Source organism: Corynebacterium sp. MSK035, from assembly GCF_030232615.1.
Taxonomy (GTDB): Bacteria; Actinomycetota; Actinomycetes; order Mycobacteriales; family Mycobacteriaceae; genus Corynebacterium; species Corynebacterium jeikeium_D.
The window spans coordinates 1-22938 of sequence record NZ_JASPJP010000012.1; the positions used below are offsets into that span (position 1 = coordinate 1).

At 56.9% G+C, this 22938-nt stretch carries 23 protein-coding genes; 9 read left to right on the forward strand and 14 right to left on the reverse strand.

Going from position 1 to position 22938, the window contains the following annotated elements; translation table 11 throughout:
* Positions 1 to 271: 271 nt before the first annotated feature.
* On the reverse strand, positions 272 to 676 hold the full coding sequence (locus QP978_RS08155) for a MerR family transcriptional regulator (protein ID WP_034664654.1): 405 nt from the start codon (positions 674 to 676) through the stop codon (positions 272 to 274).
* Positions 677 to 845: 169 nt separating this feature from the next.
* On the opposite strand from QP978_RS08155, the gene QP978_RS08160 reads away from it, so the two are divergent.
* A complete protein-coding gene (locus tag QP978_RS08160; protein ID WP_034664651.1) occupies positions 846 to 2405 on the forward strand; it encodes a SulP family inorganic anion transporter in 1560 nt (519 codons plus the stop codon).
* A 169-nt stretch (positions 2406 to 2574) separates the two neighbouring features.
* Here QP978_RS08160 and QP978_RS08165 read toward each other — a convergent pair whose 3' ends face one another.
* From QP978_RS08165 to mobC, 3 genes are read right to left on the reverse strand one after another with little or no spacing between them, the layout of a single operon-like run.
* Positions 2575 to 3111 (reverse strand): hypothetical protein, encoded by a 537-nt coding sequence (locus QP978_RS08165; protein ID WP_224783739.1) that lies wholly within the window; start codon positions 3109 to 3111, stop codon positions 2575 to 2577.
* Positions 3089 to 4699 (reverse strand): relaxase/mobilization nuclease domain-containing protein, encoded by a 1611-nt coding sequence (locus QP978_RS08170; RefSeq protein ID WP_070549416.1) that lies wholly within the window; start codon positions 4697 to 4699, stop codon positions 3089 to 3091. The genes QP978_RS08165 and QP978_RS08170 overlap by 23 nt, the downstream gene beginning before the upstream one ends.
* Positions 4680 to 5042: a plasmid mobilization relaxosome protein MobC gene (gene mobC, locus QP978_RS08175; RefSeq protein WP_070549414.1), complete on the reverse strand. Its 363-nt coding sequence runs from the start codon at positions 5040 to 5042 to the stop codon at positions 4680 to 4682. Before mobC ends, QP978_RS08170 begins: the two co-directional genes overlap by 20 nt.
* Positions 5043 to 5244: 202 nt before the next feature.
* Between mobC and QP978_RS08180 the strand changes: the two genes are divergently transcribed.
* Positions 5245 to 5775: a tyrosine-type recombinase/integrase gene (locus tag QP978_RS08180; RefSeq protein WP_049156218.1), complete on the forward strand. Its 531-nt coding sequence runs from the start codon at positions 5245 to 5247 to the stop codon at positions 5773 to 5775.
* Positions 5776 to 6350: 575 nt separating this feature from the next.
* On the opposite strand, the gene QP978_RS08185 is transcribed toward QP978_RS08180, so the two are convergent.
* From QP978_RS08185 to QP978_RS08195, 3 genes are all read right to left on the reverse strand, one after another.
* Entirely contained in the window at positions 6351 to 7688 is a 1338-nt protein-coding gene (locus QP978_RS08185) for a sodium/glutamate symporter (protein WP_284857047.1), read from the reverse strand.
* Between the two features lie 231 nt (positions 7689 to 7919).
* Positions 7920 to 8930: a trypsin-like serine protease gene (locus QP978_RS08190; protein WP_284857048.1), complete on the reverse strand. Its 1011-nt coding sequence runs from the start codon at positions 8928 to 8930 to the stop codon at positions 7920 to 7922.
* A gap of 2 nt (positions 8931 to 8932) precedes the next feature.
* A complete protein-coding gene (locus QP978_RS08195; RefSeq protein WP_049192834.1) occupies positions 8933 to 9889 on the reverse strand; it encodes a DUF418 domain-containing protein in 957 nt (318 codons plus the stop codon).
* A gap of 211 nt (positions 9890 to 10100) precedes the next feature.
* On the opposite strand from QP978_RS08195, the gene QP978_RS08200 reads away from it, so the two are divergent.
* Positions 10101 to 10607 (forward strand): hypothetical protein, encoded by a 507-nt coding sequence (locus QP978_RS08200; protein WP_256882010.1) that lies wholly within the window; start codon positions 10101 to 10103, stop codon positions 10605 to 10607.
* Here QP978_RS08200 and QP978_RS08205 read toward each other — a convergent pair.
* On the reverse strand, positions 10604 to 11032 hold the full coding sequence (locus QP978_RS08205) for an arsenate-mycothiol transferase ArsC (protein WP_070855944.1): 429 nt from the start codon (positions 11030 to 11032) through the stop codon (positions 10604 to 10606). The two genes, QP978_RS08200 and QP978_RS08205, sit on opposite strands and share 4 nt — an antisense overlap.
* Positions 11033 to 11047: 15 nt before the next feature.
* Positions 11048 to 12115, reverse strand: coding sequence for an ACR3 family arsenite efflux transporter (arsB, locus tag QP978_RS08210; RefSeq protein ID WP_284857049.1), 1068 nt, complete (start codon positions 12113 to 12115; stop codon positions 11048 to 11050).
* Between the two features lie 72 nt (positions 12116 to 12187).
* On the opposite strand from arsB, the gene QP978_RS08215 reads away from it, so the two are divergent.
* A complete protein-coding gene (locus tag QP978_RS08215) occupies positions 12188 to 12526 on the forward strand; it encodes an ArsR/SmtB family transcription factor (protein WP_048759843.1) in 339 nt (112 codons plus the stop codon).
* Between the two features lie 50 nt (positions 12527 to 12576).
* Here the strand turns inward: QP978_RS08215 and hisN are convergent, their stop codons facing one another.
* Positions 12577 to 13377 (reverse strand): histidinol-phosphatase, encoded by an 801-nt coding sequence (gene hisN / locus QP978_RS08220; protein ID WP_284857050.1) that lies wholly within the window; start codon positions 13375 to 13377, stop codon positions 12577 to 12579.
* Positions 13378 to 13387: 10 nt separating this feature from the next.
* A complete protein-coding gene (locus QP978_RS08225; RefSeq protein WP_258225389.1) occupies positions 13388 to 14248 on the reverse strand; it encodes an inositol monophosphatase family protein in 861 nt (286 codons plus the stop codon).
* Between the two features lie 47 nt (positions 14249 to 14295).
* Between QP978_RS08225 and prfB the strand changes: the two genes are divergently transcribed.
* Positions 14296 to 15414 (forward strand): peptide chain release factor 2, encoded by a 1119-nt coding sequence (prfB, locus tag QP978_RS08230; RefSeq protein WP_049189559.1) that lies wholly within the window; start codon positions 14296 to 14298, stop codon positions 15412 to 15414.
* Here the strand turns inward: prfB and QP978_RS08235 are convergent.
* The gene (locus tag QP978_RS08235; protein ID WP_284857051.1) at positions 15411 to 16793 is read right to left on the reverse strand and encodes an HNH endonuclease signature motif containing protein; all 1383 of its coding nucleotides are present in this window, start codon (positions 16791 to 16793) and stop codon (positions 15411 to 15413) included. The genes prfB and QP978_RS08235 overlap by 4 nt on opposite strands.
* 422 nt (positions 16794 to 17215) lie before the next feature.
* Here QP978_RS08235 and ftsE point away from each other — a divergent pair, with 422 nt between their 5' ends.
* The 4 genes from ftsE (at position 17216) to QP978_RS08255 (ending at position 21073) form a co-directional block, all read left to right on the forward strand.
* Positions 17216 to 17905 (forward strand): cell division ATP-binding protein FtsE, encoded by a 690-nt coding sequence (gene ftsE / locus QP978_RS08240; protein ID WP_016423233.1) that lies wholly within the window; start codon positions 17216 to 17218, stop codon positions 17903 to 17905.
* A gap of 48 nt (positions 17906 to 17953) precedes the next feature.
* A complete protein-coding gene (gene ftsX / locus QP978_RS08245) occupies positions 17954 to 18856 on the forward strand; it encodes a permease-like cell division protein FtsX (RefSeq protein WP_016423232.1) in 903 nt (300 codons plus the stop codon).
* A gap of 83 nt (positions 18857 to 18939) precedes the next feature.
* Positions 18940 to 19845, forward strand: a complete 906-nt coding sequence (gene ppk2 / locus QP978_RS08250; RefSeq protein WP_049172194.1) for a polyphosphate kinase 2 — start codon at positions 18940 to 18942, stop codon at positions 19843 to 19845.
* 100 nt (positions 19846 to 19945) lie between these two features.
* Positions 19946 to 21073: a 3-hydroxyisobutyryl-CoA hydrolase gene (locus QP978_RS08255; RefSeq protein WP_049192840.1), complete on the forward strand. Its 1128-nt coding sequence runs from the start codon at positions 19946 to 19948 to the stop codon at positions 21071 to 21073.
* 11 nt (positions 21074 to 21084) lie between these two features.
* Here the strand turns inward: QP978_RS08255 and QP978_RS08260 are convergent, their stop codons facing one another.
* Together QP978_RS08260 and QP978_RS08265 are read right to left on the reverse strand one after the other, a co-directional pair.
* Complete coding sequence (locus QP978_RS08260; protein ID WP_224433563.1) at positions 21085 to 22041, reverse strand: MinD/ParA family ATP-binding protein; 957 nt, start codon at positions 22039 to 22041, stop codon at positions 21085 to 21087.
* A 51-nt stretch (positions 22042 to 22092) separates the two neighbouring features.
* The gene (locus QP978_RS08265) at positions 22093 to 22887 is read right to left on the reverse strand and encodes a YwiC-like family protein (protein ID WP_065421705.1); all 795 of its coding nucleotides are present in this window, start codon (positions 22885 to 22887) and stop codon (positions 22093 to 22095) included.
* Positions 22888 to 22938: the final 51 nt, after the last annotated feature.

A 22938-nucleotide genomic window follows, 5' to 3' on the forward strand; every position in this document is an offset into this window, starting at 1 on the left:
TGCTTATATCCGCCCGATTTACCCAGCCTAATCAGCAGTAATGCTGAAAGTCAGACACACTTTTTGCTACTTAACCCACAGTTTTCGATTTTGTGACCTTGGATGACTGTGTCGTTTTGAGGAGTCGTCTGCACGGATTTCAGAAGTCCTCTGTACTATCGCCATCCACTCCGGAGAGGCCGCGGGCGTTCGTCCACTTCATCTGGAACGCGATTCGACAGAGCGCATTCAATACGATGGTCTTTTTCTCCCTGCGAAGGATGGGGGCAGTTTAGGGTGCCAGGGTGTTGACCAGATCGAGGAATTCCTCAGCGTAGGCAATTTGCTTGCGTAGCTTTTCGTAGCGGGTGCGCGTCTCCTCACGAATGTCGGCAAGGGTGGCCTTGGCATTACTCCGTGCCTGCTGTGCGGTATCACTTTCCTGCCCGCCATCTGAACTATGAAGAATCTCCGCAGCTTCCAGGAATTCCCGCATCTGATCCAGAGTAAACCCCAGCGGTTTCATCCGTCGCACCAGCAAAACACGACGTACATCAGCCTCACTATAAAGCCTGAACCCACCAGGGCTACGCCCCGATGGGGTAATCAGGCCGACGTTGTCATAATAACGCAAGGTGGGAATCGACAACCCCGTCTGGTCAACGACCTCGCCGATCTTGAAATTACTGTTTTGCATTGCCTGTTCTCCTTCACGGTGATGTTGCCCACGGGTTCCTGTGCCTGGGTTGGCGGTTGAGTAAAACTCCCGCTACCATGACCACCATCACCAAACCTAAAGTTACTAGAGGGTTGGATTCCTTTCGGGCGTTCGCCCAGTTACCTATCCCCTCAAAGATTGGACATCTATGACTGAAACTAGCACGGCGGCCCCCCGCCCCCTCCTGAGTCCAGACGGCGCTGATGCCCCTACCGGGATCATCGCATCCTTCCGTTACGCATTTTCTTCCCCCGCCCGTATCCGTATAGAGATTCTGGCCGGACTGGCGGTATCCCTGGCGCTGATCCCTGAGGCCATTGCCTTTTCCATCCTTGCCGGTGTTGACCCAGCCATGGGTCTGTTTTCCTCGGTAGTCATGGCCATTGCGATCGCCTTTACCGGTGGCCGCCCGGCAATGATCACCGGCGCCACCGGGGCTATTGCCCTAGTCATTGCTCCTGTGGCGCGTGGTTACGGGATGGATTATTTCATCGCCACCGTCCTGTTGGGCGGTGTCCTACAAATCGTGCTCGGCGCCCTCGGTGTGGCGAAACTTCAGCGTTTTATCCCCCGATCGGTGATGCTGGGTTTCGTCAATGCACTGGGCATTATGATTTTCACCGCCCAACTCGAACACCTCATTGATGTGCCTTGGATAGTCTACCCACTCGTCGGCTTGGGTGTGGTGATCATGATTTTCTTCCCCAAGCTCACCAGTGTGATCCCCGCCCCGCTGGTCACGATTATCGTGCTCACCGGTTTGGTCATTGCCGCCGGTTTGACTGTCCCGACGGTCTCGGACATGGGCAAGATGCCGGAGACCTTACCGTCCCTGTTTATTCCGAACGTGCCGTGGACGTTGGAGACCCTGCAGATCATCGCGCCTTATGCCCTGGCCATGGCCGTGGTCGGTCTCATGGAATCGTTGATGACCGCCAAGCTCGTCGATGACATCACCGACACTCATTCCGATAAAACTCGTGAATCCTGGGGACAGGGGGTGGCTAATATTGCCTCCGGTTTCTTCGGCGGCATGGGTGGCTGCGCGATGATCGGTCAAACCATGATCAACGTCCGCGAATCCGGGGCACGTACCCGCCTATCCACCCTGTTAGCCGGTGTGTTCCTGCTGGTCCTGGTCCTGGCACTGGGCGACATCGTTGGCATGATCCCGATGGCTGCGCTGGTGGCAATCATGATCATGGTCTCGGTCGGCACCATCGACTGGCACTCGGTGCATCCACGCACCCTTAAACTCATGCCGGTCTCTGAGACCATTGTTATGGCCGTGACGATTATTGCCACCCTAGCCACCAGCAACCTGGCCATTGGTGTGGTGTTGGGTGTGGTCACCGCGATGATCATGTTCGCCCGTCGGATGGCACATATCGCTTCCATTGAAAAGGTCTCCGAGATCGACGGCGACGGCGATGGCGAGATTGATACTCGTACCTACCGGGTGCATGGCCAGTTGTTTTGGGCATCAAGCAATGACCTGGTTTATCGCTTTGATTACACCGATTCTGCCCGTCATATCACTATTGATCTCACTGAGGCGGAGATCTGGGATGCCTCCACGGTCGCGACCTTTGACGCGATTACGCAGAAGTTCCAGGACAGAGGCAAAACCGTGTCCATTATCGGGCTCGACGGTCCCAGTCAGGACCGGCTGAACCGCCTGTCTGGCCGGCTTGGCACCGGCCACTAACATCCCCCGACTCGAGCACATCGACTTGGCGCCCCAACTTATAACCGGGGCGCCAGTTTATTGGTGCTGTTGCAAAGTTGGGGCATAGGAAGAGCATAAAAGAAGCGTAGCGGTTAACCGCTACGCTGTGTTGTGGGGATTTTTACTTTTTACGGTGCACGTGTTCTAGTTAGTGGTTCGTTTCTTTCCTCGGGTGATTGCGACGGTATTCCTCGACTAAGTGAGCAATACCCGGCGCAGCCTGGGACAACATCCAGGTCATAAGCGCTATAAGAACCCCTATGACGATAAGTGTTAACGCCAACCAGCCCAGTGTTGGGCCGATGCCGTTGGCCTCCTGGACGTGACCCCACAAGGCAGACACGCCGTCGGGTATGCCGAGCATACTTAGCAGCCCGTTCCCCAAGGCTCCGACAGCAACGAGTGCGATAGCAACGAAGAGAACACTGGCTGCAATCCACGAGGCAGACATGCAGGCCTTAATAAAGTTCGTGTTCGACTTTTCCATGTCGTCGTTGTACTTTTTGCGCTCTGCACGTATCTTCTCCAGCAGCTTTTCGTTGGACTCCTTCTCCTGGAGCAGGGCGCTGCGAGCCTTCTTAGATGCTTCTGCTGCCTTGTGCAGGCTTTCGGACTCTTTCGACATTGCCTCAGATACAGCTACTTCTACCAGCGGTTCCAGGCTAGAAGTCAGGCTCGAAGTCATCTGAGCGTTCAGGCTCTGGGCTACTGCTTGGCTGGAATCCTTGTCGAGATGGATGGGGCTTTCGGCTGCTTTGAGTACCAGCTGTTGCATCCTTGTCAGACGCGACATCTGCTCGCTTATCTCGATTAGGTACCCTTTTACCCCCTCCAGGCCGTTGGGCAGATCCTCGATGTTCCTTATCAGCCCGGTGATCATCTGCTGCACTTCCATCATCGTTACTTGGAAGTGACTGCTGCTCACGTAGTTCTTGTTTGCGGCGAGATTGCTTTTTACGTTCCTTAATTCGCTTTCCGCTTGCGTCAACCTCGTCGAGAAGTCGCTGGGCAGAGAACTGAGAATGTCCCCTGTATTCTCCGGCAGACTCTTCAGTTTCTCCTGCAGCGTCTTGATAGCCTTCTCCGCCTTGTCCAGGCGTGGGCTGAGAACCTTCAAGACGCTGTCCATCTTGCCTTTCGCCGCTGCTTGGGCTAGCTTCGTCATCTCGGTCACTGACACCATGATTGAATACCTCCTGGTTGTTATAGTTTTCTTCCTCCTCGTCATCGAGAAGGCTGGAGCCGTATTTCGCCTCCAGGTCGTCATCGGTTGAATTGGCTTGAAGTGCTGCAAGCTGCCGCGCAAGAAGGGCTGATTGGGCCTCGTTAACGCGTTCGGTCACACCCTCTAGCGAGTAGCTGCGGCCCAATTTTGAGCCAGCTTTAGCTGCTTTACGCTTTCGAGTACGTCCGGCCTTCGTGGTGTTCGTGAAGTAGGCATCCTCGCCGTCGTCGTCGACCAGGGCCACGGTTAGCGACTCACCCTCGGTTTTTGAGTTGGGCTGCACTTTTAGAGACAGGTTGTATTTGCCAGCAATCTCTACTGCCTTCGCCAGTGGGTCGTCAGCATCTGCCACCTGTTTATCCGCGCACAGCTCATCCATGCGCTTGCGGGCAAAATCAGCCCACGTGGCTGCGGTCAGCTCATCCACGCCCAGGCCCGTCGAGTCTGTGGACTTGCCCTCCTTGCGTGCCCTGCGCTCAGCAGGAAGCAGCGATATTTCCGGCTCTCGCTCCAGGACACGCATCCCCAAATCGCGCATCAGCTCGTCGTTGATATTGCGCAGCTTGTACCAGTTGCGCATATCCCGAGGTGCAGCCTTCTTTGTCTGCGTATCGTGGTTGGCAAAGACGATATGGTTGTGGACACAGCCGCTTTTACTGTCGGTGTGCGTAGCCACGGTAAACGGAACTCCCGTGCCCTGCGTCAGCCGCATCGCCAGCTCTGAGCCAGCCGCATTAGCCCGAGCTACATCGGCCGGGTTATCCTTATCCAGCTCGTCTTTAGCCCACGATTGGATATAAATAATTGCTTCGTCAGTGCGCTGAGCCGGAGCATATCGCTCCATTTCTTCCACACTGGCTTCCATGAAGTCCACACCCGACCAACGGCCAGCCGTAGCCTCCGGAGAAAACGATTCAGCGTTGGGCTGAACCGTGCATAAGGCATCAGCTCGCACCTTGCCCTTGCGGGCATTGTCTGCCGTTCCATAGACGGCATAGACCGTCGCCGCGCGGATATTCTGGCTGTAGTTAATCTTGATTGTGGACAAAGCCCTTCACCTCTTTACGAAGAGAAGAAACCTCGGAAGCAATCGCTTCTACAGCCTCAGACACAGGTGCAACGCCGTCGATATTCGCGCGCCGCGCCACCTGGTTCAGATTGACACCAATCCGACGCAGTTGGTCATTCATCTCGTCTAGGCGGCGCAGAGTGTCCGGGGCCAAACGCTTCTGCGTTAGTACGCTCCCCTCCTCTGCGAGGACGTAGAGAGCTTCCCGGAACACGACGGCTTTTTGCACCCCTGAAACCCGTGCAACCTCCTCGACAAATCGGTCTAAATCCTTATCGAGGCGCACGGTTGTACGCGAATATGCCGAGAACTTGTCTCGCATATCCACCTCCTACATGTCGTGCTTACTGTGGCAGGGTGGCCCCGACTGCTGATGCAGCCAGGGCCACAGTCTGTTTGTGAGGGTCACGCTTCTCCGGTGTCGGCCCCCTGAATCTGCTGCGCAGATTCAGGCGTACTCGCCACCGTCAAAGACGGCCCTCACAAACAGGCGGCGAGCAAGCTCCATCGCAAAACATGGCAACGTGGTTGCGCTGGCACTACTACAAGCGGGGACGGGACTTCGCATCTCAGAGGCGCTGGCGGCGACGAGACAATCTGTAAAAGTCGCTAATGGGCAAATCGCGATCAGCATTACATCTGATCAATCCAAAACGCACAGAGGCCGTTCTATCCCGTTCCTGGACAAGCGTGTCGAAAAGTTTTGGTTAAACCGGCTCGACGGACTAGGAACGACCGACCCACTGATCCCTTCGCCAGGAGACAAGCAGGCGCACTGGCGCACCGACAACGCCGTGAAAGCGTCAGCGGCTCTGTTTAAAGATGTCGGCGCGCAGGTCCAGGACGACCACATCGCTTTAATGAGATCCCATGACTGGCGCACGGTGCTCAATAACCGGGCCATCGCGCGAGGGGTGCCCGCCCAGGTGCGTGCAGCCTACTTCGGGCATGACGTCGACGTGAACGCGCGCAACTACACGGATTGGACTGATGTCGACGCTATGCGGGGAGCCTTGAATCTCGGTGAAGAAAGTGGGACTCAAAACGGGACTTAAGAGTCGGTAATCCGCGGTAAGGCGCAGTAAGGCCCAGTATGCTTATACCTCTCTAATCAGCAGGTAAAAGGGTAATAACTGCAGGTGGCTCGAACTTGAGGGTGAGAACCCAGAGGTCGTTGGTTCGAATCCAGCCCCCGCCACTAAGAAGAGACCCCTACCGGTGCAAACGCTGGTAGGGGTTTTCTTTATTTGGGGGTCAAATCACCGTTTGGGGGTTAAGCCGTTAGGTAGTCGTTGGGTCTGACGAACTCGCGCACTTCACAACCGGGCATTGAAGGACGGTCATCAGAAATGCAGCGTGAGGCGCTGCTCGATTAGTCGGGCTGAAGGTACTTAGCTTGAGGGGATTGCTGGGTTGATTCTGGTCGACTTGCCTCAGCTCATGTACGCGCTGCTAGCTTTCGGTTTCACATATCGATGAGTTATTCACTTATGGATACGCTGGAGCGCATCGATGGGTGAATCATGCATCGATAAGTGAGCGCAATACTGGCAAAACGGTGGGAAGACAGCTGCCAGACAGGCCCGGACAGCCCACGCTGGGCTCGCAAATGTGGGCGGTGTGGGAACTTCTACAAAGCCCTGGCTTTCGATTTCTTTAACCAGATCATCGGCGGAATCAACAGAGCCAGGCCACCGATAAGTGCGACCCCGCCGAATAGCCACACCAGTCCGGCGATAATGGCGATGGGGGCGAGGATGGCCGCCGCGATTTCGAATGGTGCGAAGCCCACGTAGGCCATGCCGAACTCCTCGAGAGTGCCGGATTTCTGCTCCGGGTCCACAATCTTCAGGACGGCGATGCCCGTGGCTACGGAAGCGGTTGCCCAGCCCCAGCTGAATACGGCGCGCTCGAACCAACCATGTTCGAAGACTCGTGGTGCGACGTAGAAAAACAACACCAGGCAGAAGGCCAGACCCACGACGAACAGAATAATCAGCGGGACGATGTAGGTGGCCACCACTGCCGGCACAATCGACGCGATGCCCACTGCAACCAGGAAGTCCGTCGACGCCCCGGAGACCGAACCCATCAACTTCGTATCCAGGTAGTGCGGTGCCTTAATCAGGTGCAGTACTCCAACACCCGCCAGGCCGACGAGGAAGGCCATCGCGAACAGCGGGAAGCTCAAGGCCGGGAAAGCGTCATTGACCCAGTCAGTCAGGATATTCGCCAGGAAGAGCGTCACCGCCAGTGCCGCCACGTGCAGCGCGATCGGCTCAATTGAGGACGGGCTCGTGGTCGCGCGTCCCACGCTTGGTCGCTGGCCGGGAAGAGAGATGATGCCGGTACGCATGTCCTCCGGCAGTTTATCCAAGGCGGGCAGCTCGTTGGTGTGCCCCTTCATTGAACCCCAGCGGGCAAAGATAACGCCACCGACAATTGCGGAAAACATGCCCACCGCGGCGGCTGTAAAGCCCAAACTCGTGGCCTCAGTCATGCCGGCCGAGTCCAGTGCGCCACCAACTGCTGCTGCCACACCGAAACCGCCGACGAAGCCGACGGGCAGCATGATGCCGAACCAGTCCGGAGTATTGAACAGCGGGGCGAAAAGAATCACGCCAAGCAGTGCGAAGAAGCCCCACTGTGCCAGGTACATGCCCACGGAATAGGACCACATTGTTCGCGCGCGCTGGCGAACCTTGGCATCGAAGTCCATTGTGAACGGAAGGGCACCGAAGACTGCAGCGATTAGAATCGTCGCATAGTCGCCGAAGTGCTCGCTGAACTGGATGATTCCCAAAGCGTTGGGGCCTAGTAGCAAGCCGAGCAAGCCCGCAGTAATCGGTGCAGGGATGAGAAGCTTTTGGAACCAGGGGATGAACCGCCGCATCAAATTACCGATGATGAGCAGCAGCGAAATCCAACCGATATCCATCAAGACGTCGAAGGGCGTGTAACCATCCACGGGAATTGATTACCTTTCTCGTTGGTGGGGTTTCACCAATTAACAATTATGTGAATCGCATAGTCGATTCTTAGAAAAATTGGAATAAAACCATAGGAATACCTCACGATTGTACGTCAGTTACCGAGAGATTTTGTGGCTTCAGTCACGATTAAGTTCCTCGCATGCACGATAAAAGCCGCCTACCCAGTACTTTCCGGGGAGGCGGCTTGTGGTTGTGGTTAGACGGTTCTACTGTCGGCCATTCCTAATGCGCGACCAGGCTGCTGCGACAACCAGGCCAACGCACGCGATGGCGAGGTAACCCCACATGTGATCGGCGCTGGTCTGAATGGTCTTTGGCGGAGCAGGAGTGTTCTCCGCGGTCAGCACGCTTTCTGTGTCTCGGCCAGAGGTGATGTCATCGATCCAGTCAGCCGTGCCGGCGAGGGTGGTGATAGCTGCGCTGGGGGAGGGGAGGTCAGGGTCGCCATTGGAGGTTCCGGCAGTAGCCAGGCCCGCGAGCTTACCGTCGACGAAGAACGGGCCGCCGGAGTCACCGCCCTGCATACCCGCGCCAGAGACGGAATGTGCGTCGAGGATGGCGCTTTGAATCATTGGCATCATGGCAGCGTCGGCTGGGATGCTTTCCGTTCCTGCGGGGATCGACTCGGTTTTGGAGTCATCTGGCTTTACTGCATCCGGCATGGCACCGCCCGGAACAGCCTCACCAGGAGCGGCCCCATCTGGAGCAGCCTCACCTGGAGTTCCATCAGCCGGTCCTCCGCCTAGCAACTCATTGACGACCATCTTGGTCATCGGAAGCTGCCCGGATCGTGCCATGGACGAACTGCTACTCCAGCCATAGAGAGTTCCCGTCTGTTCAGGTGTTGGGATATCGCGGGAAACATTCGCGGGTGTTGCGTCAGTGACCTTTTGGGTCAGGTGGAGCAACCCCGCATCAGACATTGGAGACAGCGCCCAAGAATCGGCATCGTAGACCTTCCCGCCGATGCGGGCCTGGGTCCCTTCGTTGTTCACAGACTCCAGGCAGTGGCGTGCAGTGAGCACCCACTGGTCGGCAACCAGCGTCCCGGTACAGTCACCGAAATTGCCGATTTTGCCAATCTTCAGCGCGGCCACAGAACTGCTTTCAGCATTCGCAGGTGCGGGTTCGCCGTTTTCCAATGCAAGAGCTGGGGCTGCAGATAGAAGCAGGGTGCTGCTAACAATTGCTGCGATGGAAAAAGATGTTTTCTTCACGGTTATTTCCCTTTCCCAGAAGGAACAATGGCCTTGATTGCGGTGGCAACGAGTTTTTCGGCAGGGCCCTGTCCGACAAATTTCTTCCAGAGGCTAGCAATGACGAGGAAGAATACGATGAAACCGGCTGCGGACAACGTGGAATGCAATACAACATTCTGCTGCCAATAAAACGCGGTGAGAACGTGCAGGATGTAGATAGTCAGTGACATTGTTCCCATAGCCGCGAATGGGTAAACCACAGCTGGGAAACGATCGCCTACGAACAGGCACAAGTGCAACACAATAGCGGCAACAGCGACGGAGAGAATGATTTCGCCGAAGACGCCAGTGTGTCCGGTAAAGCGGAGCCAGCCAGCAATCTCTGGATCAAATCGGAAGTACATGCCGACGGCAGTGACGACAACGCTGACAGCGGTAACAATCCAGCTCAACCGAGTATTGGCGTTGGTCTCAGAGGTGGAAGTGCTTTGCAGGCGACCGCGCAAGTAGACGTCGTAAAGCAGCATGCCGCCGATGAAATATGCAATCCACGCGAGTAGCGGATAGATCTGTGGCAGCGTCATAGGCGCGTACTTGATTGTGGCGGCGATGGTTGCGGCGATGAAGAAGCCGACTCGCCACCAAGTTCCGAGCGCTGGCATCCAGGAAACCAGCATCATTACCAGGCCCATGATGACGAGGACCACCTGAATTTCTCCACCGACCGGCAATAGTGCCAGGCCGATGAGAATGATCAGGGCACCGCGGGTGATTAGACGCAAGAAGGTAGTGCTGCTGTAATTACGGCCGATGATCATCATTGTGGCGCCGGCGATGATGGCGAACAGTGATGAGGGTAGGCCAGAGAGCACAACCTTTGTGCTCCAAAGTAGTGAGGCCATATGGACAATAATCATGCCGATGATGGCGAGTGAGCGCGCTATATCAAGCCCCACGATTCGGGTAGGTTTATTCACCCCAGATTTCTCCTTTACTACAACGTATAGGGAGGTGCTCTTTGGTAAAAAGCACTCTCTACAAATGGCGTATTGAAAACGACTTTCTAGTTGTAGCAGCCGAATCTGACAATACATTAAGTGAGCATGTGTAAAACACGGTGTTTCGTCTGTGTTTTTACTGGGAAACTAGCGCGTTCAAAAAGCCCAGGGGCACGCGTAACCTAGTGGCATGAGATCAATGCTGACGAGTTTCACCTGGGCTGAGGTGCCAGGAGTCTTCCTCGCGTACCTGTTGATTATTGCCATCCCCACCGCTCTCGCTTGGATGGGTGCCGTGTGGCTGGCCAAAAAGTCCGGCGAGCGTATCGCGTTTGGGCACACGATTTTCGTCTTTGTCGCAGCATTCCTAATCTGCTTTTGTACGCTCGCGTGGACGCTCGAGGGCGAATACGACTACTCGCCATGGCAGGTTTTCTGCAGTGGCTTCGCGATGGTCATCCTTACTGCCTCTGCCATGATGCGCGTGCCCGCCCCAACTCTGAACCTGCTGCCCACGTGGTGGGCAGCGGTCGCCGGCTATGCCCTGTGCTGGAGCATCATCGCCGGCACTGACGACACCACCGGGCTTTGGGGAGTCGGTCTGATATTCCTGCTCCTCGGCCTCATCGCAGGCGTCGGCGCAGTCGTGTGGCTTACGCTGGCGATAAGGAAGCTTTTGTTGGATTCTGCCGCTTAGGGATTCTTAGTGGGACGGAGTCCGACAGCTAACTCGTCGATACGGCGCTCGAGGTCATCGCGAATCAGGTCCATGCGTTCTTCTCCGTCGATACCTCGTTTTGAAGGCTCGTCAGTAAGCCAACGCTCGAGTGAGCCTTGAGCGTCCGAGGGGAGCTCTACATGAGCGGCATCGCCGATGATGACAACACGATCTGCAGTCCGGAGAATCGTGGGGTCAATGGGCTTTGGTGATGCACCGTCCATAGAGGCGCCGATTTCTGCAACTGATTTGGCTGCAAGCGCATTGGTAGTAGTTTTGGGGTTCGTTCCTGCTGAAAGGGCGGTGAACTGCGTGGCATATTTTGCACGCGCAATGGCCTCGGCCATTTGGGATTTACCGGCATTTGCCACGCAGATGAAAAGTACCTTCGGGATTTCCTTCATTTCAGAATCCTTTTTCTATAGTTTTTCCGGTACGGAAAGGTCATTGGGGAAAAGGCGCGGCCCGAGCCAGCGGGTGACGTAGACAAGTGCAACGAGTACGGGTACTTCAATAAGTGGTCCAATCGTTCCCGCAAGTGCTTGCTGGGACAATGGGCCGAAGGTGCCAATCGCAACCGCAATTGCCAACTCGAAGTTATTTCCGGCGGCCGTAAAGGCAATCGATGCGGAGGTTGCGTAGTTCATGCCCGCGGCCTTGGCCGAAGTGAGAGCGATCGCGAACATGGCGAGGAAGTAGATCACTAGTGGTAGCGCCACTTTCGCAACGGTCCAGGGATTCTCAAGAATCTGCTGTGACTGAAGCGCAAAGAGCAACACGATTGTGTATAGAAGGCCGGCAAGTGCCAATGGTGAGATTTTGGGCAAGTACTCATTTTCATACCAGTCGCGACCACGGGTGCGTTCACCAATTATGCGTGATGCCGCGCCAGCCAGAAGCGGAATACCGAGGAATACCACTACGGATAGTGCGATTGCCCAAAAAGAAAAGGAGGCGGAAGTGGTTTCCAGTCCCAACCAGGAGGGCAGAATCTGCAGGTAGAACCACCCTAGAGCGCCGAACATGAAAATTTGAAATAGCGAGTTTACGGCCACCAATACGGCAGCGACTTCAGTATCGCCGCAAGATAGGTCGTTCCAGACCAAAACCATTGCAATGCAGCGGGCGAGACCGACGATGATCACGCCAGTGCGCAGTTCTGGACTATCACTGAGGAATACCCAGGCAAGGGTGAACATCAGTGCGGGGCCGAGAATCCAATTGAGGAAGACTGTGATGCCCATCAGCTTCCTGGATGTCAAAATTTTGCCCGTTTTGTCGTATCGAACCTTTGCGAGCGGTGGGTACATCATGACCAGCAAGCCGATGGCGATTGGTACGGAAATTGTCGCAATTTTTGCCTCTGCCAGCCAGTTCACAAGTGACGGTGCAATTTTGCCCAGAATGAGGCCAATTGCCATTGCAGCTGCAATCCATAGCGGCAAGAAGCGATCTAGGAAGCTGAGTGACTTTGTAGTCTGTGTCATAGTTTCCTGTGTAATCAATATATCGATGATTGTCAATATATTTAGAGAGGGGGCCGTGTAGCCTCAACAGGTATGGACGAAATCTCAGAATGCTGTGCACTTGGCGGTCGGCCTCTCGACGCGGCGGAAGCGCAGGCTGCGGCAACTCTCTTCAAAGCGCTGGCGCAACCGGCGCGCCTGCAAATTTTGTCTCAGCTCGCTGCCGCTGGCTGTAGTCCGATGACCGTGGGGGATCTGGCCGCTGTTTCTGGGCTTAGTCAGCCGACGGTGTCGCATCATTTAAAGACCATGGCGGATGCCGGGCTGCTAACTAGGTCTAAGAGTGGACGGGTGGTAACCCATGAGGTACGCCCTGAGGTATTTGCTGAGCTGCGACGTATCCTGGATATCGGTCACGCGGACGGGAGATAGTGAGATAGTGAGCCGCTCGTCGCAAATTGCGATAGGTTGGAAAACCCTGTTTACCCGCCCAGGCGCTTGACGACGGCGTCGTGAAGCAACCCATTCGTCGCAACCGCGTCCCCGCCGTGCGGCCCGTCGACTCCCGCTAGGGAAGTGAAGCGGCCGCCAGCTTCCTCCACCAGAATCGCAAGAGCTGCCAGGTCCCACAGGGAAACTTCTGGCTCGGCGGCGACATCGACCGCACCCTCCGCTACCAGGCAGTAGGAGAAGAAGTCGCCATAGCCGCGCAGGCGCCAGGCGTCATCGGTGAGACCGATGAAGTTGTCGCGCAAATCGCGCTCGGCCCAACCTGTGAGCGAAGAGTTGGAAATTGAGCAGTCCGCGATGTTCGCCACCTTCGAGACCTCAATGCGGCGCTCAGCGGCGTCCCAGCCGCCGACCTGCACGCGCTTGAATGCGCCGTCGCCCTTGGACGCCCACCAGCGACGTCCCAGCGCAGGTGCGGAGACCACGCCGACAACGGGCTTACCGTCCTCCAACAGGGCAATCAAGGTGGCCCAGACCGGGACATTGCGCACGAAGTTCTTAGTGCCGTCGATGGGGTCGATGACCCACTGACGGCCCTCAAACACAGCTTCGCCACCGAATTCTTCGCCGAGAACCTCATCGCTCGGGCGCTTGTCCGACAGAATCTCGCGGAGCAGCTTTTCGCACGCGATATCGGCATCGGAGACCGGTGTGAGGTCGGGCTTGGACTCGACGATTAGATTGGCCGCCTCGAAGCGGGACATCGTGAGCTCGTCGGCTGCGTCGGCAAGCGAGAGTGCGAGGGCGAGATCTTCGGAGTAAGAGGTGGTCATGGCCGAAATTCTAGCGCAGAACCTCACTCAGCTCTGCGACCTGGCCACTCGAGCCCGCAAGCTTCCAGCGCCCCACCGACGTGCATTCGCCGCCTGCGCCCGAGATAAGCGCATACCCAGGCAGCCAGTCCCAGGCTGCGACGTCGCGCTGGAACCATACGCCGATGCGGCCGTCGGCAACGCCTGCCATATCCACCGACGCGGAGCCCAGCATGCGCCAGGTAGCGCTGCGGGACACCGCATCCAACCAGGACTTTGTGGCGGTGACCTCGGATTCCTCGCTCGAGCTCACCACCGTGGTGTGGAGGTAGGTCGCTGCGCAGACTTCCGAGAGGGGGCGGTCAGTGACCCGGAGGTCATCAACAGTGCCATCGAGGTTGATACGAGTGGTCGGGAGATTGGGGCCACCAATCCAGCTCTCGCCCGTTGCCGGGCGGTGCACCGCGCCGAGGACGACCTCATCCGGATTGTTCGCATCGCCCATAACCAGCGCCAATGCGCTGCACCAGTAGTCCGAACCAGTGGTGAAGTTGTAGGTGCCATCGACAGGATCGATCACCCACGTGCGACCAGACTGGGACTCCTTCGCGGACCCTTCCTCGCCAAGAATGCCGTCCTCCGGGCGGAGCGCGGCCAAAGCCTCGACGACGAATTTCTCCGCTGCGCGGTCGGCCGCGGTGACGACGTCGGAAATCGATGTCTTGTACTCCGTGACCAGGCCTTCGTCGCGCATACGAGCGGCAATGGTAGCGGCACGCTTCACGATGGCAACCGCAACGCTGGTATCCGATGCCACAATCGACTCGGATACTTGGGAGAGAAAGAGTTCTAGGTCTTGGCTGGAATCTTGGCTGGCGGTGGATTCAGACATACGTCCTATTGTGCACCGAAACAGGCGGTATAGCTAAGGTAGTACCCGTGAACCCGGATCTGAATGCTGACCTCAAAGAACTCGACGCGACGCTGACCACCATTGAGAAGGTGGTCGATGTCGACGAGCTTTCCGACCGGATCAGGGAGTTGGAAGCCCAGGCCGCCGACCCGTCGCTGTGGGATGACCCCGACCACGCGCAGCAGGTCACCAGCGCACTATCGCAGGCGCAGGCGAAGAAGAAAAAGATCGACTCGCTGCGCGGGCGCCTCGACGATCTCTCTGTGATGTACGAACTCGCGGAAGAGGAGGGCGACCCCGACGCCGTCGAGATGGCCGATGCCGAACGCGCTGAGCTGCGTGCCGACATCGAATCCCTCGAGGTCACTACGATGCTTTCGGGGCCTTACGACGAGCGCGAGGCGGTCATCAACATCCGCTCCGGTGCCGGTGGCGTGGATGCCGCTGACTGGGCCGAGATGCTCATGCGTATGTACCTGCGCTGGGCCGACAAGCATGGGCATAAGGTCGAGGTTTACGACACGTCCTACGCTGAAGAGGCCGGTATTAAGTCCGCTACTTTCGTCGTCCATGGCGAGTACATGTACGGCACCCTCTCGGTCGAGCAGGGTGCGCACCGTCTGGTTCGTATTAGTCCTTTCGACAACCAGGGGCGCCGCCAGACTTCCTTCGCTGAGGTTGAGGTGCTGCCGGTTGTGGAGGAAACGGATCACATCGACATCCCCGAGTCAGATTTGCGTATCGACGTCTACCGCTCCTCCGGCCCAGGTGGGCAGTCGGTGAACACCACGGACTCCGCGGTCCGACTTACGCACGTCCCAACCGGCATCGTGGTGACCTGTCAGAACGAGAAGTCGCAGCACCAGAACAAGGCATCTGCCATGCGTGTTCTGCAGGCGAAGTTGCTGGAGAAGAAGCGCCAGGAAGAGCGCGCGGAGCTGGACGCTCTCGGCGCAGGCGGCAATGCCTCGTGGGGTAACCAGATGCGCTCCTATGTGCTGCACCCGTACCAGATGGTGAAGGATCTGCGTACCGAATACGAAGTCAACAACCCGCAGTCGGTCCTCGACGGTGACCTCGACGGTTTCATTGAGGCCGGTATTCGCTGGCGCATGGCTCAGCAGTCCGAAGGGGAGCAGCGCTAGAACGGCGGTTCGTCTTCGGGTGCTTCCGGTGTCTCGGGAGTTTCCGGTGCTTCCGGTGTGGTGGGCTCGTCGGCTTCTGATTTTCTCTTGTTTTTGTTCATTCCCAGTTCTTCGCGAGCCTGATTTGTCAGCTCCTGTGATTCGCGGAGGTTTTCCAACCTCTGCTCGTTGTACTCCTTGAGTGTCTGTGCTTTCTTTGTCTTGCGCAGGTCGAAGGAGTAGCGACCGTGGCCGGAGAGCGGTCCTGATTCTGTGCTGATAAGCGCAGCTTTTTCGGTGCTTTGATCAGTGACGGAGGTCCAGTACTCCACGCCGTCGATATCGCGCACGACATTCCAAAGACCGGCCGTTTTTAGATTGTGGTGACGGCGGCATAGGCAATGGAGGTTAGGCGTTTCGGTTTGGCCACCTTCTTCGGGATTCTCGTGGTTATACGGCTGAATGTGGTCGATGTCGCACTTCGTTGCATCGACATCGCATCCGGGAAAGCGGCAGGTGCCGTCTCTACCTTGGACGTAAGTACGCTGTCGCTCTGTTGGCGAGTACTTTTCCGTTTTCTCGTCCGCTAGTAGCCGGATGCTAGTGACTCGATCGAGCCAGGATTCAGTGGCGATTTTGTTGATCCACCCCAGACCGCCGATCCATGCCTCCTGCGGCTTGTCTTGAGTAAGTGGGCAGTACAGATTCAATGTGGCGGTGACCTGAGCAGTCCCGTGCAGAAGGTGTGAAAAAGCCTCGACGAAGTCGCAGTCCTGATCAGCGGTAATTTCTTCCAAGACTTTCTGAAACTCAATTGCCCGCTCAGGCATCAGTTCCATGGTGACTTCAGTGAGGTTGTTCTTTAACTCGAACTTTATAGATTCGCCAGCTTTTTGCTCGATGCCTTTTTGAAACGAAGTAATCGGCGGGTCGTACTCATTTTTAGGGCGCAATAGCGGGCTGACTTCATTAATAAATCGCTGAATATTCTGTTGAAGACTCCGAACTCCGCGAAGAACTACACCATTGACTCTCGGCGTGATCAGTTCGAGGAGATGGTCTTCGAAATATTTCACAGTAGAGGAGTCATCCAAGGGGAGGATGGCTGTGGCAATGACCCGCATGTGGGGAAGCGGTAGCTGTGCGCGTTTGAGCAGAAGCTCTTTCAACCGCGGGAGCCGCTCTAGCTGCATCCCGATATCGATGTACTGGAGTGTTCTCCCGCGCGACATGCCAAGAGCTGGAGCGATTTTGGCGATGTAATCTTCGACATCTTTTGTTGAAGAAGACGGAACACAAGCAAGGGCAAGCTGCAGATCAGCTCGATTACGGTCAATTCCAAGACGTGCTGGTGCTGTTTGAGAAATCTCATGGTGAAAGCGTGGCGCTGTTGCTTCCATCGCCGCAGCGTAAGTGCGTTTCCGTGGTATATGTTCCCCGCTGGCCATTGTTGAATCCCCCTGAAAGATAAGGCCTGGACGTTGAAATGTTGAAATAAGGAAGAGATAGTGAAAATATTTTCGACTAACCTTGAGTGTTAACTTTCCGAGTTTTAAGCAGCTAGGCGACGTTATTCTGTGTTTTTAATCCTCGCGTTTAATCTTTCATCGCTCATTTTAATCGAACAGGTAGGCGAAGTAAAGGGGGATTTAAAGATTTTTGGGGAAAATGGTTTCGAATTCTGTCGTAGTGTGCACTTCTGTGTGGTCGCGCGCTCCGGGGGGGGGCAACGCCACCTTGCGCCGCAGCCTCGCTATTCCAGCGTCCAATTCCACGCATTCCAGAGTGACTTGAGTGGCTTAAGTGATTAGAGTGTCTATTTATGATCACTTTCGACGGGGTTACCAAGTCCTACTCGACTTCTAGCCGACCAGCTCTCGACGACGTTTCAGTCCACATAGATAAAGGTGAGTTTGTCTTTCTCATTGGACCGTCGGGCTCTGGTAAGTCGACCTTCCTGCGCCTTATGGTGCGTGAAGAGAAAGTGGATTCAGGAAAACTGACGGTTGCAGACCAGGATCTAACCAAGATTTCTCGTCGCAACATCCCTAAATTGCGTCAAAAAGTGGGGTATGTCTTCCAGGACTTCCGCCTGCTGCCAAAGAAGACGGTGTACGAAAATGTCGCGTTCGCGTTGCAGGTAATTGGCAAGCCGAAGGCGAAAATCGACAAGGCAGTTCCGGAAACGCTCGAAATGGTCGGGCTCTCGGGCAAGGAAAACCGCTACCCGCACGAGTTGTCTGGTGGTGAGCAGCAGCGCGTCGCCATTGCTCGCGCCTTCGTCAACCGCCCGCTCATCTTGCTTGCCGACGAGCCCACCGGCAACCTCGACCCAAGCACCTCCGGTGACATCATGCTCCTGCTTGACCGCATCAATCGCATGGGCACGACCGTTATTGTGTCGACTCACGACAACGATGCCGTGGACTCCATGCGTCGCCGCGTGCTGGAGCTGGAGCTGGGGCGTCTCGTGCGTGACGACGCCACGGGTGTTTACGGCCTGAACAACTAGCAGACAGTCCATCGGTAGAAGAACTCATTCGAAAGGTATTACTGACCTATGAAGACTCGCTTTGTCCTCGGTGAGGCTTTCTCCTCCTTGGGCCGAAACATCACGATGACCATCGCGATGATTATTACGACTGCGGTGTCGTTGGCGCTGCTTGCGACGGGCATCCTGGTTACTGAGCAGACCAGCCGCACGAAGGATCTCTATCTCGATCGAGTAGAAGTGCAGATTGAGCTGAATGAACAAATCTCCGCCGAAGACCAAACTTGCTCCTCGCCGGAGTGCGCTGACGTCGTCGGCAAGCTTGAAGAGGCTGACGGCATTGATTCGGTGACCTTCCGAAATCGTCAGCAAAACTTTGACCACTTCGTGGAGATGTTCAAGGACAGTGACCCCGTGCTCGTGGAAAATGCGACGCCGGAGTCGCTGCCGGCTGTCGTGATGGTGCGTTTGAGCGATCCGACCGATGTCAGCCCGCTCGATCCGATTCGGGAGCTGCCACAGGTCGACCACGTTACTGACCAGCATGAAGAGATCGGTACTGCAGCTCAGAACTTGGATTCGGTGCGAAATGCGACCTTCCTGCTGGCTGCGGTGCAGGCCGTTGCCGCTGTGTTCCTGATTGCGAACATGGTGCAGATTGCGGCGTTCTCGCGTCGTAAGGAAGTTGAGATTATGCGCATGGTCGGTGCCAGCCGTTGGTTCACGCAGGCGCCGTTCGTCCTCGAGGCTGTGATTGCGTCGCTGATTGGTGGTGTGCTGGCCATTGGTGCGCTGTTCCTGGGCAAGGCGACGGTCATCGATCCGGCGCTGAGTAACCTGTACAAGGCACAGCTCCTGGCGCCGCTGACCAACGGCGATATCGGTGTGGTGGCGCCGATCGTGGTCGTTATTGGCATGGTCTTCGCTGGGCTTGTTGCGCAGGTCACGCTGCGTCTTTACTCACGCGACTAGGGTTGCAAAAAGGTTAGCTATTAGGCCCCGCGGTTAAACCCGGCGAATAGGGTCGTCGCGCCCTGCCGGGTAAACTGTGGACTATGAATAATGACGACGTCCAGCGCCCACCGAAGCTCGACAAGAAGGCTTATGAGGCCGAGCTTAAAAAGCTCCAGGCAGAGCTCGTCGAAATGCAGCAGTGGGTAGTAGAAACCGGTGCCCGAATTGTCATCGTGATGGAGGGGCGTGACGCTGCCGGCAAGGGGTCGGCCATTAAGCGCATCACGCAGTACCTGAACCCCCGTACCTGCCGTGTTGAGGCTCTGCCGGCCCCAACTAGCCGTGAGCAGGGTCAGTGGTACTTCCAGCGGTACGTCGAAAAGCTGCCGACTGCTGGTGAAATCGTGATTTTCGACCGCTCCTGGTACAACCGTGCCGGCGTTGAGCGGGTCATGGGCTTCTGCACCTCCCAGGAGTACCGTCGCTTCTTGCATCAGGCGCCGATTTTTGAGCGTCTGCTGGTCGAAGATGGCATTATCCTGCGTAAGTACTGGTTCTCTGTGTCGGACGAGGAGCAGGTTGCCCGCTTCAAGTCCCGCCGTGAGGATCCGCTGCGCCGCTGGAAGCTCTCGCCGATGGATTTGGAGTCCATCACCCGCTGGGAGGATTACTCCCGTGCAAAGGATGAGATGTTCATCCACACCGATATCCCGTCCGCACCGTGGTTCACGGTTGAGTCTGAGGATAAGAAGCGTTCGCGTATCAATGTCATCAACCACCTGTTGACGACCATTCCGTACGAGCGCATTCACCGCGATGTTCCGGAAATCCCGGAGCGTCCGGAGTCGGAGGGAAGCTACGAGCGTCCGCCGCGCACGGAGTTCCGCTATGTGCCGGACGTTGCCGCCAATCTCGAGGCTGACCGCGTAAAGGGCGCAGGCAAGTCCGATAAGAAGGGCAAGAAGCACAAGAAGGGCAAAAAGGACAAGAAGAGCAAGAAGAAGTAGCTCCTTAGTCTCAGTGAGGTTCTGGTCGTCAGAACCTTCGCAGCAGAACCTTCCCGTCAGAACCTTTCCCTGGTTAGTTATCTGTGTCACACTGGGTGACATGACTGCTACTGATAACGGTTCTGGCACTGCACGCACCGAGGTCGATGAGCCGAAGGTGCTGCGAGAAGTCCACGGGCGATCTGGTCACCTTCGGCTGAATAGGCCGAAGGCACTTAATTCGCTCGATTTGGATATGGTCACCGAGGTCGTCGAGGGGCTCCGCGCATGGCGTGACGACGACTCGGTGGACCACATTGTTGTTTCATCCGGTCACCCCAAGGCGTTTTGTGCCGGTGGTGATGTGCGCGCAGTTCGGCAGGCTGTGCTCGATGGCGTTCCGGAGCAGGGGGAGGAGTTTTTCCGGGATGAGTACGAGATGAACGCGATGATTGCGGAATTCGCGCAGTCCAAGCCATATATCGCGATTATTGATGGCATCGCTATGGGCGGTGGCCTTGGTGTTTCCATGCACGGCTCCCACCGAATCGTGACCGAGCGTGCCAGCGCTTCCATGCCAGAAATGGCAATCGGCTTTATTCCCGACGTTGGAATTACCCACTTTTCGCAGCATGTGAACACGCGGTTAGGAGGGCCCTCGTCGGCAATCGCGAGGTTTACCGGGCTGACCGGTTACCGCCTAACTGCGGCGGACATGCTGTGGTCTGGATGGGCGACACATGCGGTGCCATCCGCGCAGCTGGACGAGTTTGTTGCGGCTCTGGACCGCGATGGAATTGATTCGGCGCTCGCGGAGTATGCGCTCGATGTGGACTCAGCTGAGGCTCGTGATCTGCTCGGGGATCCGCAGTTGGCCGAGTGGAGCGACTGCATTGAGGCTTGCTTTGGGGCTGATACCTGGGCGGAGATTGAGCGAGCTCTCAACGAAGCCGCTGAGGCGGGCTCCTGTGCATCGTCAACAGTGGAGACTTTTCGCGACCTGCTGGCACCCGCCAACCCGGAAAGTCTCGTAGCGGCCGTGGAACTCTATGCGGCTAACTCGGCCCACGAGGTCACCTTGCAGGAGGCGCTAGACCGGGAAATGAGGCTTGGCGCTTACATGCGTCAGCACCCCAATTTTGCCGAAGGCGTGCGGGCAGTGTTGGTGGATAAGGACCGCGACGCCGCCTTTAAGCCCGCTACCGTGCAGGAAGTTGATGTCGAAGAGATTCGACAGCACCTTCGTTAGCTGGCTATGCGTTAGACAAAGCTGTGGCGGCCAGTCGTCGGCGCGAAATCATCGGCAATCATGGCCGCCAATTCGAGATAACTCTGGGTGGTGGCGGGCTGGAGATTGTCCAGCTCGATATTGGCACCATTCGCGATATGCGGATCGTAGGGGATGACCTGCACTGCACGGCAGCGCTGGGCAAATAACTCGTGCACGGTCTCTGTGGACAGTCCCTGTTTATTTAGCTCGTTGACCACCACGACAGTGGTAGAAACCAACCGTTCGAAGCCGTGCGCTGAAAGCCAGTCCAATGTCGTCCAGGCGCTTTTCACGCCGTCCAGTGCAGGCGTGGTGACCAGCACCAGACAATTGGCCGCAGACAGAATCGAAGCGGAGATGGGCTGCGTCAGGCCGGTACCGCAGTCAGTCAGGCTCACGTTGTAATGCCGTCGAAGGATGTCGAGGGCCGCGCAGTATTCGCCGTCGGAAAGCGCGATCGTCGATGTCGGATTTTGGTCGCTGCCGACAACCTCCAGCCGCGATGGCGTGTGCGATGTATATGTACGGACCTGCGCGTATTTGTCCGTATCCGGGGCTCGGAGCAGATCGCGAATAGATGCGGGATTGGCTGCGGTGACGCGTGCGCCGAGGGTGCCAAAGTCCGGATTCGCGTCGATCGCGACGATTCGGTCACTGCGCAGGCTTGCAAGCGTGGCGCCCAGGCACATGGTTGTCGACGTCTTGCCAACGCCGCCCTTCACGCTGATAACAGCGATGTTGTAGTCACCGTAGATAGGCTGTCGCACCCGCTCTATCAGCTCGCGTTGCTTGCGTGCCGACGATGATTCCCGCGGTGAAATTGCGCCCCAGGTGGCCTTATGAACCCAGCTGCGCCAGCCCGACTGTGGTGCCTGCCGCGAGTTCAGGCTAGCGGCCAAGTCTGAGACGGAAACTGCGTGATTGACTGCGTGTTTGGTGGAAGTCATAGACTTCATCCCCTCCCCAAAAATCCCCAAAGTATGTCCCCGCCGTCGTTTTTACCACGCAGCCAGAACGACGGCGACTCCAAAGAAGGCATCGAGAATTCCGACCTGTTTCGGAGTCCACGGCCGAGCGCGGCGAGCGCCGGAGATTGGCATGGCAAAAGACCTGATGAGAAGCCCAATTGCGACGATGGGCACACCGATGCTGATGAGGTTCCGGTCGTGGAGGAGGAGCCACCCGATGATGGCCACGGCGGTAATGAGAACGTGATACGTGACCGAGCCAATGAGCCACTGGCGGTTGCCGCGCTTGCGAATCATAGTTTTTACATAGGGCACGGTGCCGACGAAATATCCAGCGTAGATAGCCGCAATTGCCCAAGCTTTCGGGGTTGGTCCGGCGATGATAGGCACCATGAGGCTAGCGGCCAGAACGGTGGAGACACCAGAGAGAAGTGAGCGCGGTCGGCGGCGGTAGGTCTCCCAAATAGCGATAGCGGCAAGAGGGGCAATGAGGGCGACCCAGGTGAGGAGGGAAACGTCGGCAAGCAGTGTGATGCAGCCGGCGACGGCAGTGAGCGCGGTGTATGTGGCGGCGGGTGCGAGGTGGCGGCGTTGGCGACGAGAGCGGAGCCAGACGCTCACGGCGAAGAATGCGAAGTAGCCGAGCAGCCAGGTCGCGGTGACGGCAAGGCCTGTCCCTGTGGGGGTGAGGGCGAGAGCGGTCAGCGGGGGAATGGTGACCATGAACCAGGCGCCGTGCTGGTCCGGAACCCAGCCAGCGGAGCGCTTGTGATGGGAGCGGCGGGCGGGGCGGGGAGGACGTGGTTGGCGGGGCTTTTGGCTCATACTACGCATTGTAGATGCGTAATTATGTCGAGGCTGTATTAGAACCTCATA

What these genes read in the sequence shown, in the direction of transcription:
- hisN (WP_284857050.1), bottom strand. Translation starts at nt 13,377, where the DNA reads ATGACCACCTCTTACTCCGAAGATCTCGCCCTCGCACTCTCGCTTGCC.
- ftsX (WP_016423232.1), top strand. Translation starts at nt 17,954, where the DNA reads ATGAAGACTCGCTTTGTCCTCGGTGAGGCTTTCTCCTCCTTGGGCCGA.
- QP978_RS08200 (WP_256882010.1), top strand. Translation starts at nt 10,101, where the DNA reads ATGAGATCAATGCTGACGAGTTTCACCTGGGCTGAGGTGCCAGGAGTC.
- ppk2 (WP_049172194.1), top strand. Translation starts at nt 18,940, where the DNA reads ATGAATAATGACGACGTCCAGCGCCCACCGAAGCTCGACAAGAAGGCT.
- arsB (WP_284857049.1), bottom strand. Translation starts at nt 12,115, where the DNA reads ATGACACAGACTACAAAGTCACTCAGCTTCCTAGATCGCTTCTTGCCG.
- QP978_RS08160 (WP_034664651.1), top strand. Translation starts at nt 846, where the DNA reads ATGACTGAAACTAGCACGGCGGCCCCCCGCCCCCTCCTGAGTCCAGAC.
- QP978_RS08225 (WP_258225389.1), bottom strand. Translation starts at nt 14,248, where the DNA reads ATGTCTGAATCCACCGCCAGCCAAGATTCCAGCCAAGACCTAGAACTC.
- QP978_RS08165 (WP_224783739.1), bottom strand. Translation starts at nt 3,111, where the DNA reads ATGACTTCGAGCCTGACTTCTAGCCTGGAACCGCTGGTAGAAGTAGCT.
- QP978_RS08155 (WP_034664654.1), bottom strand. Translation starts at nt 676, where the DNA reads ATGCAAAACAGTAATTTCAAGATCGGCGAGGTCGTTGACCAGACGGGG.
- QP978_RS08215 (WP_048759843.1), top strand. Translation starts at nt 12,188, where the DNA reads ATGGACGAAATCTCAGAATGCTGTGCACTTGGCGGTCGGCCTCTCGAC.
- QP978_RS08205 (WP_070855944.1), bottom strand. Translation starts at nt 11,032, where the DNA reads ATGAAGGAAATCCCGAAGGTACTTTTCATCTGCGTGGCAAATGCCGGT.
- ftsE (WP_016423233.1), top strand. Translation starts at nt 17,216, where the DNA reads ATGATCACTTTCGACGGGGTTACCAAGTCCTACTCGACTTCTAGCCGA.
- QP978_RS08260 (WP_224433563.1), bottom strand. Translation starts at nt 22,041, where the DNA reads ATGACTTCCACCAAACACGCAGTCAATCACGCAGTTTCCGTCTCAGAC.
- QP978_RS08255 (WP_049192840.1), top strand. Translation starts at nt 19,946, where the DNA reads ATGACTGCTACTGATAACGGTTCTGGCACTGCACGCACCGAGGTCGAT.
- QP978_RS08235 (WP_284857051.1), bottom strand. Translation starts at nt 16,793, where the DNA reads ATGGAAGCAACAGCGCCACGCTTTCACCATGAGATTTCTCAAACAGCA.
- QP978_RS08265 (WP_065421705.1), bottom strand. Translation starts at nt 22,887, where the DNA reads ATGAGCCAAAAGCCCCGCCAACCACGTCCTCCCCGCCCCGCCCGCCGC.
- mobC (WP_070549414.1), bottom strand. Translation starts at nt 5,042, where the DNA reads ATGCGAGACAAGTTCTCGGCATATTCGCGTACAACCGTGCGCCTCGAT.